Raw genomic sequence first — 16,381 nt, forward strand, 5'->3', positions numbered from 1 at the left:
GCAACACGATCACCAACACCATCACCATCGACGTCATCGACGATGTGCCGACGGCGAACAACGACACCTGGGCACCGGTAGTTACAGCTGCGACGATTCTCACCGGCCTGCTGACCAATGATGTGTTTGGCGCCGACGGCGTCGATGCGGACAATGCTCCAGTGGCAGGCCAGGTAACCGTGACTCAGCCGGGACACGGCACGGTGACGTATAACAACAACGGCACTTTCACATACACGCCGACGAACGGATACAACGGCGGGGACTCCTTCACCTATACGATCAAAGACAGCGACGGCGACACTTCGACAGCAACCGTGTCGCTGACCGTGGACACCAACGATGCGCCGGTTGTGGCCAATACCCACAACTGGATGTCGAGTGACCCGGGACAGCAAACCTCGAGCACACCCAGCTATCCCAACGGATACCCCTTGCTGGTCACGATCCCGACGGATGCGGATGGCAACAATCTCATCGTCACCGCAACGACCGCTCCCACAGGCGTGTTCTACTACAACGGCGTGACCTATGTCGCCCTGACAGCCGGCACCGTGCTCTACAATCCGTCCGGAGGCATCAACCTGCTGGACGACCTGGTCTACCGACCGACCGCATTGCAAACCGATACCATCAATGCCAACCTAACGCTGGACGTCTATGATGGCACAGCCCACGTGGTCCAGACTGTTGGCATCCACGAAGTGCCGCCGACCAGCCTGCCCAGCGACACGTCACAGATCGGCAATGGCAATAGCCCGCTCACATCGGGCAACGACCAGGTCACGACGCTTGCTCTATCGCAAGCGACGGTGAGCGCGATCCTGGCCGATCCACATAGTGCGACGGTGGTAGTATATACCGACTTTCAGGAGTCACCCTTCACCACACCTATTCAGGCAAGCGAACGGAACCCAGGCCTCTACGGTGACGCCAGCGCGGGCTCGCACCGCGAGCAAGAGGTCCAGGTCGAGATCAGGATCGGCTCGAACCGCTTCGCAATCGTCGAGGACGACACGACACCTGGAACATTCGAACAGACCTGGTTCTACGATGCGACTACAGGCCAGATGAAGGCTACGGTCGACTACGACCATATCTTCCTTCTGGATGCCGCCGGCAATGCCACCACCACGACGCTCGCCAGCTACCTGATCGCGCATCCGCCGACAGCCGGCGACACATGGACCCTGTCCTATTTCGACAACAATGGCGGCAACTACCAGGCCCGCTCCGTTAACTTCTCATTCTTCTCGCATGATCCGGGCGACCCCGGCATCACGGTGAATGGCGATGCGACGCTGGCGGACCAGATCTATGGAACGTCCGGTATCGACCATCTCAACGGCAATGGCGGCAATGACGTCATCGTTGGCCGGGGCGGCAATGACTTCCTCAGTGGCGGCGACGGCAACGACTATCTCATAGGAGGTCTCGGCCACGACAACATGACCGGCGGCGCCGGCGCCGACACGTTCAAGCTCGACAATCTTGACTTGAACATCAAGGATCTCATCACCGACTTCAATGGTGGCGAGGGCGACAAGATTGACCTGACCGCCCTGTTCGACACGGCGCCTGGAGGAGCCAATATCGGTGACTTCGTGAACTACAATGCGGGGACGGGCACGCTCAGTGTCGATGCCAACGGCAGCACCGGCGGCGCCAACTTCGTCGATGTGGCAACGTTGACGAACCTGCCTGCTGCCAACACGATCACGCTGCTCTACGACGACGGCATCACCCAGCATCAGACAACGGCAAACGTGGTGTAACGCCATAGCGCACAACCACGCGACTATGTTATACGTCGCTAATATCTAGGGGAGCTCAATATGAAACGTTCTGCAAGACTGCTTGTTTCCGCTGCGACGCTGTTGCTGGCAGTCGGGTCGACGGGGTATGCCGCCGACATTATCGATGGTCCGACGGGCGACTATTGCCGTGTCGTCGGCACCTCCAACCTGGTGCTGAACGACAACATCGTCGATCTGAAGCAGGAGGTTGTGAAGTTGATGGACGAGTCGGTTGCCGTCGCCAACAGCTCGGAGTGGATCAACTCGTCGCGTCCCGTCTTCGTCTGGGCGTCGGAGGCCAAGGTCGCTTGCGGCAAGGCCTATGGCTACCTGAAGACGAACTACAAGGACGAAGACTACCTCAACAAATGCGAGTGTTTTCACGATCGCATGGTCGAGTACATGCACTGACCGGATAGGCGAACCCACGCCTGTTGGCCATCATGACAGCCGACGGATCCTTCCTGAAGGCGGTCGCGGGTGCGATCGTGTTGTTTGGCTTTGTCCAAACGGTCACGCCGGCCAGTGCCAACTGGCTGGAACGACCATCCGTGAAACAACAGCTTTCGTCCGGCCTGAAGCAACCGGTGCGCTGTGATCCGGCCACCGAGTGGACCCGTCAGGCTTTCAAGGCATTTGCGAGTTGCCAGGCATCGATCTACGGCCTGGAGCCGATGCTGGCGCATGCGGTGATGGAGATCGAAAGCGGCTTCGACCCCGACGTGCAAGGCGGCGACGGCGAAGTCGGCCTGATGCAGGTGATGCCGGCGACGGCCAGAATGCTCGGCTTTCGAGGTTCCCTCGACGATCTCAGCGCGCCGGCGGCCAACATCGCGCTGGGGGTCAAATATCTTGCACAGGCCAACAGGCTGGCCGCGGGCGATCTGTGCACCACCGTCATGAAATATCGCGCCGGGCACAATGAAAGCCGGTTCTCGGCCCTTTCGGTCCGCTACTGCCAGCGTGCTCGGGCAATCCTGGCAAGGGAAGGCTTTGAAGTGACCGGGCCTTTGCCGGTGGCGACGTTCGGCTTTTCCGCATTTTTGCCGGGCGGAGAGGGCGGAGCCCCTGCCCAATTCTGGCCGGGGAAGGGGGCAAAGGGCGTTTGCGTGCGCCGCGTGTTCGTGCCGGGGCCGCGATACATGAAATGCGCCGACTATCGAAGTGCCGGGCAAGCAAGGCAGATCAGGGCCCTCAGAGGCAGGCTTTTCGGCGGCTAAAAGAACTACAGACGGCATTGCAAGTCCGCCGTAACATGCGTTGAAGACCAGACCGGGAACAATATCCGGCGGCACATAGGGGTGGAGCATTCATGGAAGCTGGCCGACAGGTCCACTGTCCGCGGACATGGGCAATCGCCTTGGCGCTCGCCGCGATCGTGTCGGGCTGCCAGTCGGAGGGCGGCGTGTCTGAAGTGCTCGATCCGGCGGCGATTGCCGCGCCTGCCGGGCAGAACGGCGCCGCCGGTGGCGGTCCCGTCCAGGCGACCCAGTCGCTGGGTACCGGTTCGACCAAAGTCACGATGCTGCTGCCGCTGTCCGCCCCCGGAACGGCCGGGGAAAACGGCAGGAAGATGCTCGATGCGACCAAGCTGGCGATGACGGATATCGGCAACGGATTGCTGACGCTGACGATAGAGGACACCAAGGGCGACAGCGCGCAGGCCAGCAAACTGGCGGTAACGGCCATTACGACGGGATCGAAAGTCGTCATTGGCCCGACCGAGCTGCCGGCAGCCCAGCATATTGCCACGCTTTCGGGATCGAAGCGGCCACCGGTTCTGGCGCTTGCCGATAATTTCGCCGGCGGCGCCGGGGTTTATGCCGTGCTGCTTGGCGAAGCGGACAGCGCCGCAGCCGGCGCCGCGGGATTGGCCGCGAAAGGCAGCAAGAAGTTCGTACTGCTTGTCGCGGACAATCCAAACGCCGGCGCCACGGAGAAGCGGGTCGCAAACAGCCTCAGCATCTACGGCGCGGCGCTTGCGGTCACTCTCCGATATTCTGCCGGCGATGGTGGCGCGAAGGCGGTCGACGAAATGGGCTCACTCGTGGACGCCCCCGACGCCGTCATTGTCGCCAGTGGCAATGGCAGTCCGGCGCCTATCCTTGCCGCCCTCAAATCGAAGGGCATTCCGGGAAAGACCATCTCCGTCGTCGGAACGAACCGTTGGCTGGAGCACCCCATGGATCCGCTCTTCGAGGGGGCGTTTATCGCCACGCTCGATCCAAGTGAAACCGGGCCGATCGCCGACCGCTTCAGGACGACATACAACTATCCGGCCGACGTCAATGTGGCCTATGCCTATGATATGGTTGCCTTGACGGCAGGGATTGCCAGCGCGGTCGGGCCTGATGGCTTCAGCAAGAAAGTTCTCGAAAATCCAAACGGCTTTCGTGGCTCGACCGGCCTGTTCCGGTTTCGGGCCGACGGATCCAGCCAACGCTCGATGCCGTTCTATCGGATTGAAAAAGGTGCGCTCAAGCTGGTTGCCAAATCGACGTCGGGTTTCTGACCGGCGCAAATCCCTGAGATCCTGTTCAAGCTGATGGGCAGGCCGGGCCGCAGCCGTTTGGCGATCGCGCTCGGAAGCTTCCTGCTTCTGGCCGGGATACTGCTGATCATTCAGGGCGGGGCGTTGCTTTCGGTCGATCGGCCTGTCCGTGCCCCGTCGCCGGATGTTGGCGATACCCGGCCTATCCGGCCGGTTGCCCCGGTTGCCGGCGCGCAACGCCTGGAGCCGGCGCGCAAGGTTGCTCAAGACCTGATCGCTCCGCCACGGCTTGATCCCGCTGAGATCGAACGGGCCGAGCCCCGTCCGCCACTCAGCGAGCTCGGTCTCGCCGTGCCCCCGAAAACGCCAATGCCCGGGGATTGGCGGGAGGTCTTGCTCTACCGCCCGATTGCCACATCGTCGGCGATGTTCGAAGCCATGGGCCGCAAGGTGGTCATCAGCGGAGTGCGAGGCATCGATCTCGGCAGCTCCTGCTCGTTTCATGACGTCACCTGGCATTGCGGCGTGCGCGCCCGCGCCGTTTTCAATTCCTGGCTGAGGGGACGCGCGCTGCACTGTTTCGTACCGCCGGACGTCGAGCGTTTTGCCGTCGCCGCACCATGCAGGCTGGGCAAGCAGGATGTCGGCGCCTGGCTTGTCTCCAACGGCTGGGCCACGGCGCTGCCGAGCGGCATCTACGGCAAGGCGGAGGCGACAGCCCGAAAGGCTGAGATGGGCATATTCGGCCCGGCGCAATAGCCTGCCATTCATTCCCTGATGTTTTGTTTGTTAATCGCCACGGGCGCAGCCTTGATGGGGTCATCGCGCAATCGATTAAATTGCAAGCTTCCTTGAAACTGAAATTGCAACACACCGGCCTTATACCAGCCCAACCACAGGAGATCGGCCAGTGATAAAGACTATGGCGAGCACCACCGACCAGGCATGGAAAAGCGTCGCTTTGCTGACCTTTCTGGGAACCGCTGCAATCCTGGGCGTTTCCGTCGGCCTCAATTATCTGCTCCTGTTCTCCGAGGCGCTGACGCCATTTGGGCGCAGCATGATCACGGCAATCCTGTTGCCCGTTGTCCTTGGCGTTCCGCTTTTTCTGTTCGTTGGATTGAAACAGATCGAGCTTCGTCGCTATCGCCGGGAGCTCGACAAGTCGGCAACCTTCGACACCATGACCGGCTGCCTGAACGGAGCGGTCTTCACGTCGATGGTCGAAAAAAGAACCGCACGGCCGTCGGTGCCGGGGCCGAAATCGGGCGCCTTCCTGGTCATCCATTCGGAACATCTGCGGTCCATCAACCTGCGCTTTGGTCTTGAATGGGGCGATCAAGCCTTGCGGCTCATAGCCTCGACCATACAATCGTCGGTTCGTGCGGAGGATCTGGTTGGACGCATGGGAACGTCGATGTTCGGGGTTTTCCTCGCCGGCGCGACCGAAGCAGAAGCCAGGGAAATCGGCGAGCGTATCAGGGCGCGCATCGCGCAAGTCTATTTCGCGCCAAAAGGGACGGAGGATGCCCTGACCGTCAAGGTCGGCGGCGTGGTGTTCGAAAACCAGGTGGAGTTCGCGGACATGTTCCGGTCCGCCGAGCAGCGCATGGCCGGCGTCCAGGACGGAGCCGCGTTTGAACTGACGCATCTCCATAGCTGACAATCGCTGGGAGCCAGAGCCATTCGGAAACCAGGGGAACTGTCGGACGCGGCCGCGGTTACGCTGACGACGGGGTAGCCCGTGAAGACGCCGCCCAGGTTTCGGCGATGGCGACGATCGCGGCGTTGATCGGTCCGCTCGGGATCGCCGGCATCACCGAGGCGTCTACGACAAATGCATTGTCGAAGCCGTTCAGCCGCAAGTCAGGATCGACGACGGCCTCAGTGTCACGACCCATCCGGCACGTGCCGGCCGGATGGTGATGGGTGGAAGCAGCCCTGGCGATGAAAGCATCGAGTTCGGCATCGGACTGAACCGGTGCGCCTGGCAGGATCTCCGTATCGCGCCATTCGCCCAGAGCCGCATGATGGCCGACCATGCGCGCCCGCTTCAACGCCATCCTGAAGACCGTGCGGTCGTGTTCGGTTTCGAGATAATGCGGGTCGATGACCGGCGCATCGTTGCGGCCCGGGCCGCTCGGTGTGATGCGCCCGCGGCTTGTCGGATGGGTGACGCCGCACAGGATGGTGAAGGCCGAGCCATAAAGCGGGGTCTTCAGGCCCTCGGCCGCCGACGGCGCGACGACGCAGGCCAGCACGATATCGGGACTTCCGGTGGAGCGGGTCGGGTCGTCGCTGTGCAGGTACATCAGCGATTCGGAGTGCTGCAGGCGGGAGGGCGGCACCGGCTTCTTCGTGCTGTAGACATTTCCGAGAGCCAGCAGATGATCCTGCAGGTTGCGGCCGACATCGCCCCGATCGGCAAGGCAACGTATGTCAGCTTGCTTCAGCGTATCGGGACAGCCAATGCCCGACCGCATGAGGATGAGCGGCGTGGACACGGCGCCGGCGCAAAGAACGATCCGGTCGGCGGACAGCGTTCCGGTCTCACCCTCGCACACCACGCTCACGCCCGTGATCTTGTGGCCGTTCAGCACCAGGTGCTCGACCTCGTGGCCTGCGAGCAAGGTCAGGTTCGGCCGCGCCATGACCTGCGGCGGCAGATAGGCGTCGGCGACGCTCAGGCGCTTGCCGTCACGTATGTTGAGTGAATTGGGGCTGGTGCCGACCAGTTCGCCGCTGTTGTGGTCGCTCAGGGCGGGAGCGCCCATGGCGCGCCCGGCGGCGATGTAGGCCCGCACGACCGGACTGACCTCGGCGTCCGGCAGATAGACGTCCAGCGGGCCGTTCTTGCCGCGTGTCGGCCCGTCGAAGGCAGTGAAGGCTTCGCTGCGGATGAAGCCCGGCAACAACCCTTGGTAGGACCAGCGCTCGCCGCCGGCTTGCGCCCAGGGTTCGAAATCATCGGCATGGCCACGCACATAGGCCATTGCATGCAGGCAGCTCGAGCCGCCGACGATCCTGCCGCGCGGCCATTCATGGACGCGGTTGGCGGTGAAGGGCTGGGGCACGGTCCGGTAGCTCCAGTCGTAAGCGCGGCCCTGAAGCATCGTCCATTTCAGCGGATCGGCGATGTCGGGATCGGCCGGCATCGCCCCGGCCTCGATGAGGCCGACCTGGCACGACCGGTCTTCACTGAGCCGGCTGGCAACAACCGAGCCGGCGGATCCCGCACCGATCACCAGCACGTCGAAATGACGTTTCAATTTGAAATTCCCCGCACAGGCTCAATGTCGGAAGCTGATACGATCACGCGGCAAAGGCGCCGGCATTCGACCGTTCCATGATCTGTCTCTGCACGGACAAAAGGTGCGCGCGCATTGCGGCCTCTGCCGCTTCGGGATCGCGCTGCGAGATCGCCTCGGCGATCAGGCGATGCTCGCCGTCGCGGTGGGCGATCCGCTTGGGGCAGGTGGGTGCCGCGGTGCGCGCAACCTTCACCCGCGCATCGACACCGACCTGGCGCAGCATCTTGTAGAATTCCGCAGCGAGATGGTTCCGGGCCGCGGCAACGATCGCGAGATGGAAGGCGAAGTCGACCTCACCCGACGGGGCGTTCTCCGGCGTGGTTGCCGCGTCGAGGATCCGCGCCGTCTCGAAAGAGGAGGCGCGCAGCGACGCCAGTCGGGCAAGGCCCGGCTCCATGATCAGGCGCAATTCCAGGACCTCGATCGGATTGGTTACCCTGACCAGTTCCTCGCCATATCTTGGAAGGGCGGTCGGCGCCCGCCTGGCGCGCGCCGGTTTGAGGTCGCCCGAAAGGCGCAGCACTTCAAGCGCCTTGCGAAGCTGATGGCGCTTGACGCTCAGATGTTGCGCAAGATCGCGCTCGGACGGAAGCTTGCCGCCGCCCTGCTGCAACTGGCGGACCGCGGCGATGATGTCGTCGAGATCCGATGGTCCGACCTGCGGCTCGAATGCGCTCAAAACCAAATCTCCTGTCCGATCGGCAGACCGCCGACTCAACGTCCCGACATCATATTGTGACACGAAAACCTGTTCGACGGCACTCAACCAATTCAACCAATCTACAACTGTACGCAATGGTTGACAACACCAGTTGCGCGATGGTTGACTGCCCATGTCGACGGTTGCCATCGCGGCGGGCCGTTTTCTCCCGAGGATCACGCATGCCGGCTGGCGAAACCTTTGACTACGTCATTGTCGGTGCGGGATCGGCCGGCTGCGTGCTGGCGAACCGGCTGAGCGAGGACCCTGCCGTATCGGTGCTTCTGCTGGAGGCGGGGGATTGGGACCGCGATCCGATGATCCACATCCCGCTCGGCTGGGGCAAGATACTGACCGAGCGCCGCCACGACTGGATGTATTTCTGCGAGCCCGAGGCCAATGTCGGCGGGCGCAAGGTCGAATGCGCGCGCGGCAAGGTCATCGGCGGCTCTTCCTCCACCAACGCCATGGCTTATGTGCGCGGCAATCGCGGCGACTACGATCGCTGGGCGGCAAGCGGCCTGACGGATTGGTCGTTCGACAAGGTGCTGCCCTACTTCAAGAAGCAGGAGCGCTGGGAAGCGGGGGAAAGCCGGTACCGTGGTGGCAGCGGGCCGCTGAACACCCAGTTCTGCCGGTACAAGGACGAACTGATCGATGCCTTCGCCACAGCCAGCCGTGATGCCGGATACCCGCAGACCGACGACTATAACGGCGCCATACAGGAAGGCTTCGGCCGGCTGCAGATGACAATTGCGAACGGCCGCCGCTGCTCGACCGCGACCGCCTATCTGCGGCCCGCCATGCGCCGCGGCAATGTCAAGGTGCTGACCGGCGCGATGGCGACGAAGATCCTGCTCAGGGATGGCCGTGCAACGGGCATTGCCTACACCAGAGGCGGGGCGAGCCATGAAGTTCTGGCGCGGCGCGAAGTCCTGCTTGCCGGCGGCGTCATCAACACGCCGCAGCTGATGATGCTGTCAGGCATAGGCGACAGCGGTGAGCTCGCGGCGCATGGCATCGAGACGAAGGTCGATCGTGCGCAGGTCGGAAAGAATTTGCAGGACCACGTTTCGGTCATCCTGATGTATCGGCGCAAACAGCCGGGACCGTTTCTCAAGATGATGCGGGCCGATCGTATCGGGCTGGATTTCGTCAAGACCTATCTCACCGGAAAGGGCTTTTCGGGAGATGTGCCTGGCGGCGTCGTGGCATTTCTGAAGAGCGACGCAAGCCGGCCGCTGCCGGACGTGCAGCTGCTTTTCACCGCTGCACCGCTGGGGGCATGGCCTTACATGTCGCCGTTCAAGGCGCCGTTCGCCGACGGCTTTGCGACCCGTATCGTTGCGGTGCAGCCGGAGAGCCGCGGCAGCGTCAAGCTGGCGTCGAGCGATCCGGTCGCCGCGCCGCTGATCCACCAGAACTTCCTGTCCTCGCAGCGCGACTGGCAATCGCTTCGCGCCGGCTTTCGCGTTGCGCGCAACCTTGCCAGCCAGCCGTCCATGGCTCCGTTCGTCGGCGCGGAGTTCTTTCCCGGCCCGAAATGCGAGAGCGACGAAGAGATCGACGAGCATATCCGCAAGACCTCGATCACCGTGCATCATCCGGCCGGCACGTGCCGCATGGGCGTCGATGCGGCATCGGTGGTCGATCCGGAATTGCGGGTGCGCGGCATCGCCGGACTTCGTGTCGTGGACGCCTCGGTCATGCCCGACCTCGTCTGTGGTAACATCAATGCGGCGGTCATCATGATCGCCGAAAAGGCCGCGGATCTGATCCGCAGCCGCGCTCAACAGAGCGTGGCGGCCTGATAGAGGCGGCCGGAATACAACCAAAGTCTTTTGGTTGAGACTGAAAAACTGCGTTGGTTGGACTGTCATGCGCTTCCGCATGGCCGTGGCGAAGCGGTTTCACACCCTGATTGCGAGCCGTATCTCGCGCATTTCTAGGCTATTCTGCCTATTTCTGGGCATTTGCCTCCCAAAAATGCACCTCAACCAAAAACTTATAAAATTCGCAATTTGGCTATTGTCGAGCAAAACCAATGCGAATACGGTTGAGTTGGTTAGAAGTATTTTCTTCGTGACGAGAGGTGTCCGATATGTCCCTGGCGCAACCAGCTAACGATGTGCTCACCAACAAGAAGGCAGCACTCAAGGGCCTCTATGACGCCCTCTACGCAAAGAACATGTTTCCGTTCTGGGCGACGTCGGAAGGCGTCGATCATGACGAGATCAAGCAGCTGATGGCGACGTCGAAGGCCGTTCCCTTCGTGTGGTCCTATTCGGACATCGAGCCGCTGCTGCAGCGCGCCGCCGAACTGGTGACCATGGACGACAGTGAGCGCCGTTCGCTGATCCTGGTCAATCCCGGTCTTGCGCCCAAGCGTGCATCGGTCAGCACCATGTACACCGCCTACCGCCTGAACGATCCCGACGAGATCATGCCGCCGCACAAGCACTCGCCGAGCGCCATCCGCTTCGGCCTGACCGGCAAGGGCAATTTCACCGGCGTCGAGGGCGAAGACGTGGTCTTCGGCCCGGGCGACATGGTGCTGACGCCCAACGACGCCTGGCACAATCATGGCACCGTCGGCGGCGAGCAGGCGGTCAACCTGTCGGTGCTCGACCTGCCGCTGGTCGAAACGCTGCATGCCGTCCATTTCGACCACAAATACACCGAGATGGTCGATGGCAAGGAAGTCGAGAAGAAGGTGCAGACCGCCCGCTATCCCGGTGACTACTCACAGCGCATCTATGGCGAGGGTGGCCTGATGCCGCGTTTCGTCGATCACAAGCGCGGCGGCGGCCTGTCGTCGCCGATGTATGTCTATCGCTGGGAGAAGATGGAAGCGGTCCTCGACGCCCACAAGGATTGGGATGGCGACCCCCATGAAGGCATCGTCATCGACTATGTCGATCCGACCACCGGCGGACCCGTCTTCCACACCATCAATTTCTACGTGCAGATGCTGCGCCCCGGCGAGAAGACCTTGCCGCAGCGCGAGACCGCCAGCCTGCTCTTGGCGCCGTTCCGCGGCAACGGCCATTCGATCATCGACGGCAAACGTTATGACTGGAACCAGTTCGACACCATCGCCATACCTGGCGGTTCCTGGGTCGAGCATGTCAACGGCTCGTCGAGCGAGCCGGTGATCTTCTTCGGCGCCACTGATGCGCCGACGCAGAAGGCGCTGCTCCTCTACAAGCGCTGGGGCCGCAACCAGGCCGGCGATCTGCTCCGCCTCGTCTAGTTTCCGGTCCTTCGGCAAGCACTGTCCCGCCGCGATTGGCGGCGGGGACATCGAAATGACGTTTCAGCAGCAAGGGCGTATGCATTTGGTTTCGGCGTTCAACACCAAGCAGATCGGCCATGTCGACTGTCCAGGCGGCGGCCAGGTCTGGGTCGATGGCAACATCCTTTATATCGGCCACATGCGGCCGCCGAGCGGCACGACGCTGGTCGACATTTCCGACCCGCGCAATCCGCGCAAGATAGCCACGATCGATGTTCCGCCCGGCTGGCATTCGCACAAGGTGCGCGCCAAGGACGGGCTGATGATCATCAACCACGAGCGCTTTGGTGATGCCGGCCCGGCCGATTTCGGCGGCGGACTGGCGCTTTACGACACAACCAAGCCGGCTCAGCCCAAGCTCATCTCGAAATGGATAACCGGCGGCAAGGGCGTCCACCGCTACGACTTCGACGGCCGTTACGTCTACATCTCGCCGACCGCCGACGGTTATGTCGGCAATATCGTGATGATCCTCGATCTGATCGATCCGGCACAGCCGGTCGAGGTCGGACGCTGGTGGATACCCGGCCAGTGGACGGGTGGCGGGGAAGAATACCCGTGGCATGACTATGTCACGCCGCGCTGCCACCATCCTCTGCGCATGGGCGACCGGCTCTATGTCAGCTACTGGCATCACGGCCTGTTCATCCTCGACATTTCGGACATCACCAAGCCGAAACTGGTCTCGCACGTCAATTCGAGCCCGAGTTTTCCGCATCCCACCCACACCTGCCTGCCGATCCCGCAGTTGCTGAAGGGCCGCAACATCATGGTGGTGGCGGACGAGGATGTCGCCAAACTGCGACCTTCGCCACCGGCCTTCACCTGGATCTACGACATCACCGACGAGACCAACCCGTTGCCGATCTCGACCTTCCAGGTGCCGGGCCTCGACCCGGATGGGGCGCCGCAACCGCCGATGACGGGCTGCCACCAGCCCTCCGAGCGGTTCAATGGAACCGTCATTCCGTTTGCATGGTTCGCGCAGGGGCTGCGCCTCGTCGACATCGCCGATCCGTTCGCGCCAAAGGAAGTCGGCCATTTCATGCCCGACGCGCCGGAAGGGGCGGAGCGTTCCTCGTCCAACGACGTGACCATCGACGACCGCGGCATCGTCTACCTGATCGATCGCATCCGCGGCGTCGACATCATCGAAACCAGCGTTCTCTAGGGGGGTATGTTGAGCGACAGCACGCGAAAATCCGCCAGCCACTACGCCATCGGCAACAAGAACCCGAACCTGCCGTTTCATCCGGCGGTGCGTGCCGGCGATTTCATCTTCGTCTCGGGCCAGGTGCCGAAGGACGAGAACAACAACGTGATCAGCGGCACGATCGAGGAAGAGACGCTGGCGACGCTGAAGACCATTGCGCGCGTCATCGCGCATGAAGGCGCGACGCTGTCGGATGTCGTGCGGATCACCACCTATCTCGAGGATACGCGCGATTTCGGCCGCTACAACAAGGCGTTCCTCGAAGGGATCGGCGACGCCGTTCTGGCGCGCACGACCGTCGAGGCAAAAGCGGTCATCAACACCAAGATCGAAATGGACGCCATCGTCTACAAGCCGCTCCCGGCGAGCAAGTAGACCCTGGACACTAGCGAGGAGACGACATGTACAAGCTGTTAGGCCGCCAGACATCAGGCAACGTCCAGAAGGTGCTCTTCATGCTCGAAGAGCTGGGAGCCTCCTACAAGCGCGAGGATTATGGCCGCCAGTTCGAGAACACGCAGACTGCGGAATACAAGGCGCTCAACCCGACCTCCAAGGTGCCGACGCTGGTCGACGGCGACACCGTGATCTGGGAGTCCAACACCATCCTGCGCTATCTCGCGGCATCCGGCGGCGAACAGTTGAATGGCGCCACGCCGGCCGAAAAGACCGAGGTCGAGCGCTGGATGGACTTCCTGCTGGCTGCGGTCAATCCGGGCTACCTGGCGGCCTTCAAGGGCGCCAAGCTCACGCCCGAAGAACAGACCGCCGAATACAAGGAACAAGTGAAGGACCTTGTCGCGCAGCTCAAGATCGTCGACGGCCACCTGGCCGGCAAGGACTTCCTGGCGCTCGGCAAGCTGACCCTTGCCGACATTGCCTGCGCGCCGATCCTGAAGCGCTGCGTCGACTTCAAGATCGACCGGCCGTCAATGCCCAATCTGGAGCGCTGGGTGGCCGCAATCGCCGCCCGGCCGGCCTTCAAGGCGGCAACCACCGCTGCTCCCGCAAAGGCGGCATGATGATCAAGCGCGCCGCTCTCATCGGACTGGGAACGATGGGTCCAGGTATCGCCGCGCGGCTTTCGCGCGGCGGGCTCGATGTGACGGCGTATGATGTTTCGCCAGGGGCAATCGAGCGCGCCCGCGGCATGCTTGATCTGGCCGGCGGCGTGCTCGACCGTCTCGACATCGAGGCGCCCGGGACTGGCGCCGGCAGCGTGCGTTTCGTCGAGACGATCGCCGAGGCCGTCGATGGCGCCGAACTGGTGATCGAGAACGTGCCCGAGAATATCGAGATCAAGGCGCAGACCTATCGCGACATCGATCCGCTGATCGGCCCGTCCGTCATCGTCGCGTCCGACACGTCGGGCATCCCGATCACCAAGCTGCAGGCGCATATCTCGCATCCCGAGCGGATGGTCGGCATGCACTGGTCGAACCCGCCGCACATCATCCCGATGATCGAGGTGATCGGCGGCGAGAAGACCGCGCCTGAAACCGTGGCTGTTATCCGCGACCTCATACGCTCGATCGGCCTGCTGCCGGTGGTGGTGAAGAAGGACGTTCCAGGCTTCGTCGAGAACCGCGTGCTCTATGCGCTGCTGCGCGAGGCGGTCGATCTTGTCGAGCGCGGCGTCATCGAGCCGGAAGACCTCGACACCTGCGTGTCGTGGGGCATCGGCTACAAGATTGCCGTCATCGGCCCGATGGCGCTGCTCGATATGGCGGGGCTGGATATCTACAAATCCGTCTCGTCCTTCCTGAATGCCGATCTGTCCAACCGCGACGATGTCGCGCCGATGGTGCTGGAGAAGACGGCTGCGTCTAAGTTCGGCATCAAGTCGGGCGAGGGCATGTTTGCCTACACGCCCGAGCAGACAAAAGCGCTACAGGGTGAACGGGCGCGCAAGCTCGTCGCGGTGCGCCGCATCCTGGAAGGCCGGGAGTAGCCAATGTCACATGGTGCGCACAGGGCAGGCCGGTTCGAGGAGTTCCACCGGCCGGCTGTTTGTGTGAAGGGCGCCTTCGCCATCAAGATGGTGCGGGTGCGGCAGAAAACAGCGCGCGGGGCGGCAAGCCATGCGCATTGAAACCATCCGAGCCGCCGGCGACAGGCCGGCCCATATCCGCCATGACGATCTGATCTCCGCCAAAGGCGTTTCGGTGGTCATCGCCCGGCAGCTGATACTCAGCAACATCGATCTTTCGGTGCCCAAGGGGTCGTTCGTTTCCCTTATCGGCCCTTCCGGCTGTGGCAAGAGCACCTTGCTCAAGGTGCTGGCCGGACTGGTGCAGCCGACCCAGGGCAGCGTTTCGATCGCCGGGCTCGCGCCGACCGAGGCGGCGCGCAAGCGGATGATCGGCCTCGTCTTCCAGGACGCCAACCTGCTCCCCTGGAAAAACGCCGTCGACAATGCCTCGATGCTGCTCAGCATCGCCGACAAGTCGCTGTCGCGCTCGGATCTGCGGGCGCGCGGGCAGGAGATGCTGGAGCTGGTGGGGCTGGGCGACAGCGCCCACAAGCGGCCAAACGAGCTGTCGGGCGGCATGCGGCAGCGGGTCGCCATTGCACGGGCCCTGGCGCTCGATCCGGCGGTTCTGCTGATGGACGAACCGTTCGGCGCGCTCGACGCCATCACCCGCGATTCGATGGGCCAGTCGCTGCTGGAGATCTGGCAGCGGACCGGCAAGACGATCGTGCTCGTCACCCATTCCATCGACGAGGCCATCCATCTGTCGCGCCATGTTCACGTGCTGGGGATCAAGCCGGGGCGGATCACCGAGAGCCTCGACATTGCGCTGCCTTATCCACGCGACCTGTCGGTCACCGAGGATCCGGAGTTCGTCAGGCTGGTGGTCCAGTTGCGAACGATGCTGCGCTCCAGCCATCAACCGGGAGGCGCGTCTTGAGCGACCAGCCCATCACCGACCTTTCCGAGCCGCGCCTCGCTTCCAGCTGGAGTGCGGCGACCGGCAGCTGGCTTCCTGCGGTCATCCTGCTGCTGGTGACGATCGTGCTGTGGGAAGCGGCCGTGCGGGTCTTTGCCATATCCGCTTTCATTATTCCCGCTCCGTCCGAGATCGCGAAGTCGCTGGTCGCGCAATGGGGCACGCTGATGCAGGCGACGCTGGTGACGGCGGGCGAGATCCTGTTCGGCTTCCTGGTCTCGGTCGTGGTCGGCATCGCCATTGCGCTGCTCATCGTGCGCTTCGATTGGTTGGGACGCGCCCTGTATCCGCTGGTGGTGCTGTTCCAGAACGTGCCGAAAGTCGCGCTCGCGCCGATCTTCATCCTCTGGTTCGGATATGGACTGGCGCCCAAGATCGGCCTGATCCTGGTCATCGCCTTCTTCCCGGTGACGCTCTCCATGCTGGCCGGCATGCAATCGGTCGACCGCTCGCTGCTGTCGCTGATGAATTCGGTCGGGGCCAGCCAGACGCAGATCCTGTTCAGGATCCGCGTTCCGCACTCGCTGCCGAACCTTATGGCCGGAACCAAGATCGCCGCCACGTTGAGCGTGATCGGCGCCATCGTCGGCGAATTTGCCGGGGCGTCGGACGGTCTCGGCTACG

17 protein-coding genes (1 of these 17 only partly in view) are annotated in these 16,381 nt (G+C 62.7%); 15 read left to right on the plus strand and 2 right to left on the minus strand.

Annotated elements, in window-relative coordinates; translation table 11 throughout:
* The 6 genes from EOB80_RS03730 to EOB80_RS03755 all read left to right on the plus strand — a co-directional run.
* Nucleotides 1–1,775 (plus strand): Ig-like domain-containing protein (locus EOB80_RS03730; RefSeq protein ID WP_164762502.1); only part of this gene is annotated, 1,775 nt, incomplete at its 5' end.
* A 60-nt stretch (nucleotides 1,776–1,835) separates the two neighbouring features.
* Nucleotides 1,836–2,207 (plus strand): hypothetical protein, encoded by a 372-nt coding sequence (locus EOB80_RS03735; protein WP_127270682.1) that lies wholly within the window; start codon nucleotides 1,836–1,838, stop codon nucleotides 2,205–2,207.
* Nucleotides 2,208–2,239: 32 nt separating this feature from the next.
* Entirely contained in the window at nucleotides 2,240–3,016 is a 777-nt protein-coding gene (locus EOB80_RS03740) for a transglycosylase SLT domain-containing protein (protein WP_127326864.1), read from the plus strand.
* A gap of 92 nt (nucleotides 3,017–3,108) precedes the next feature.
* The gene (locus EOB80_RS03745) at nucleotides 3,109–4,308 is read left to right on the plus strand and encodes an ABC transporter substrate-binding protein (protein WP_127326709.1); all 1,200 of its coding nucleotides are present in this window, start codon (nucleotides 3,109–3,111) and stop codon (nucleotides 4,306–4,308) included.
* Between the two features lie 33 nt (nucleotides 4,309–4,341).
* Nucleotides 4,342–5,046, plus strand: coding sequence for a thermonuclease family protein (locus tag EOB80_RS03750; protein ID WP_127326710.1), 705 nt, complete (start codon nucleotides 4,342–4,344; stop codon nucleotides 5,044–5,046).
* 151 nt (nucleotides 5,047–5,197) lie between these two features.
* Nucleotides 5,198–5,950 (plus strand): GGDEF domain-containing protein, encoded by a 753-nt coding sequence (locus EOB80_RS03755; RefSeq protein ID WP_127326711.1) that lies wholly within the window; start codon nucleotides 5,198–5,200, stop codon nucleotides 5,948–5,950.
* Between the two features lie 58 nt (nucleotides 5,951–6,008).
* On the opposite strand, the gene EOB80_RS03760 is transcribed toward EOB80_RS03755, so the two are convergent.
* A complete protein-coding gene (locus tag EOB80_RS03760; RefSeq protein ID WP_164762503.1) occupies nucleotides 6,009–7,556 on the minus strand; it encodes a GMC family oxidoreductase N-terminal domain-containing protein in 1,548 nt (515 codons plus the stop codon).
* Nucleotides 7,557–7,599: 43 nt separating this feature from the next.
* On the minus strand, nucleotides 7,600–8,277 hold the full coding sequence (locus tag EOB80_RS03765; protein WP_127326712.1) for an FCD domain-containing protein: 678 nt from the start codon (nucleotides 8,275–8,277) through the stop codon (nucleotides 7,600–7,602).
* A gap of 203 nt (nucleotides 8,278–8,480) precedes the next feature.
* Between EOB80_RS03765 and EOB80_RS03770 the strand changes: the two genes are divergently transcribed.
* From EOB80_RS03770 to EOB80_RS03805, 9 genes are all read left to right on the plus strand, one after another.
* The gene (locus tag EOB80_RS03770) at nucleotides 8,481–10,109 is read left to right on the plus strand and encodes a choline dehydrogenase (protein WP_127326713.1); all 1,629 of its coding nucleotides are present in this window, start codon (nucleotides 8,481–8,483) and stop codon (nucleotides 10,107–10,109) included.
* Nucleotides 10,110–10,399: 290 nt separating this feature from the next.
* The gene (locus tag EOB80_RS03775; RefSeq protein ID WP_027039500.1) at nucleotides 10,400–11,551 is read left to right on the plus strand and encodes a cupin domain-containing protein; all 1,152 of its coding nucleotides are present in this window, start codon (nucleotides 10,400–10,402) and stop codon (nucleotides 11,549–11,551) included.
* A gap of 55 nt (nucleotides 11,552–11,606) precedes the next feature.
* Nucleotides 11,607–12,764: a hypothetical protein gene (locus tag EOB80_RS03780; RefSeq protein ID WP_127326714.1), complete on the plus strand. Its 1,158-nt coding sequence runs from the start codon at nucleotides 11,607–11,609 to the stop codon at nucleotides 12,762–12,764.
* Nucleotides 12,765–12,770: 6 nt separating this feature from the next.
* The gene (locus tag EOB80_RS03785; RefSeq protein ID WP_127267701.1) at nucleotides 12,771–13,181 is read left to right on the plus strand and encodes a RidA family protein; all 411 of its coding nucleotides are present in this window, start codon (nucleotides 12,771–12,773) and stop codon (nucleotides 13,179–13,181) included.
* A 26-nt stretch (nucleotides 13,182–13,207) separates the two neighbouring features.
* Nucleotides 13,208–13,828, plus strand: coding sequence for a glutathione S-transferase family protein (locus EOB80_RS03790; protein WP_127326715.1), 621 nt, complete (start codon nucleotides 13,208–13,210; stop codon nucleotides 13,826–13,828).
* Nucleotides 13,828–14,757, plus strand: coding sequence for a 5-formyl-3-hydroxy-2-methylpyridine 4-carboxylate 5-dehydrogenase (gene fhmpcd1 / locus EOB80_RS03795; protein WP_127326716.1), 930 nt, complete (start codon nucleotides 13,828–13,830; stop codon nucleotides 14,755–14,757). The genes EOB80_RS03790 and fhmpcd1 overlap by 1 nt, the downstream gene beginning before the upstream one ends.
* 3 nt (nucleotides 14,758–14,760) lie before the next feature.
* Complete coding sequence (locus EOB80_RS34435) at nucleotides 14,761–14,898, plus strand: hypothetical protein (protein ID WP_164762504.1); 138 nt, start codon at nucleotides 14,761–14,763, stop codon at nucleotides 14,896–14,898.
* Nucleotides 14,888–15,718 (plus strand): ABC transporter ATP-binding protein, encoded by an 831-nt coding sequence (locus EOB80_RS03800; RefSeq protein ID WP_127326717.1) that lies wholly within the window; start codon nucleotides 14,888–14,890, stop codon nucleotides 15,716–15,718. Before EOB80_RS34435 ends, EOB80_RS03800 begins: the two co-directional genes overlap by 11 nt.
* Nucleotides 15,715–16,381, plus strand: the 5' portion of a protein-coding gene (locus EOB80_RS03805) for an ABC transporter permease (protein ID WP_245466238.1). Its footprint extends 194 nt past the window's final position; 667 of the gene's 861 nt are visible here — the first part of the coding sequence; it begins with the start codon at nucleotides 15,715–15,717; the stop codon falls past the right edge of the window. Before EOB80_RS03800 ends, EOB80_RS03805 begins: the two co-directional genes overlap by 4 nt.

The organism is Mesorhizobium sp. M7A.F.Ca.MR.245.00.0.0, assembly GCF_003997415.1.
Lineage (GTDB): Bacteria > Pseudomonadota > Alphaproteobacteria > Rhizobiales > Rhizobiaceae > Mesorhizobium.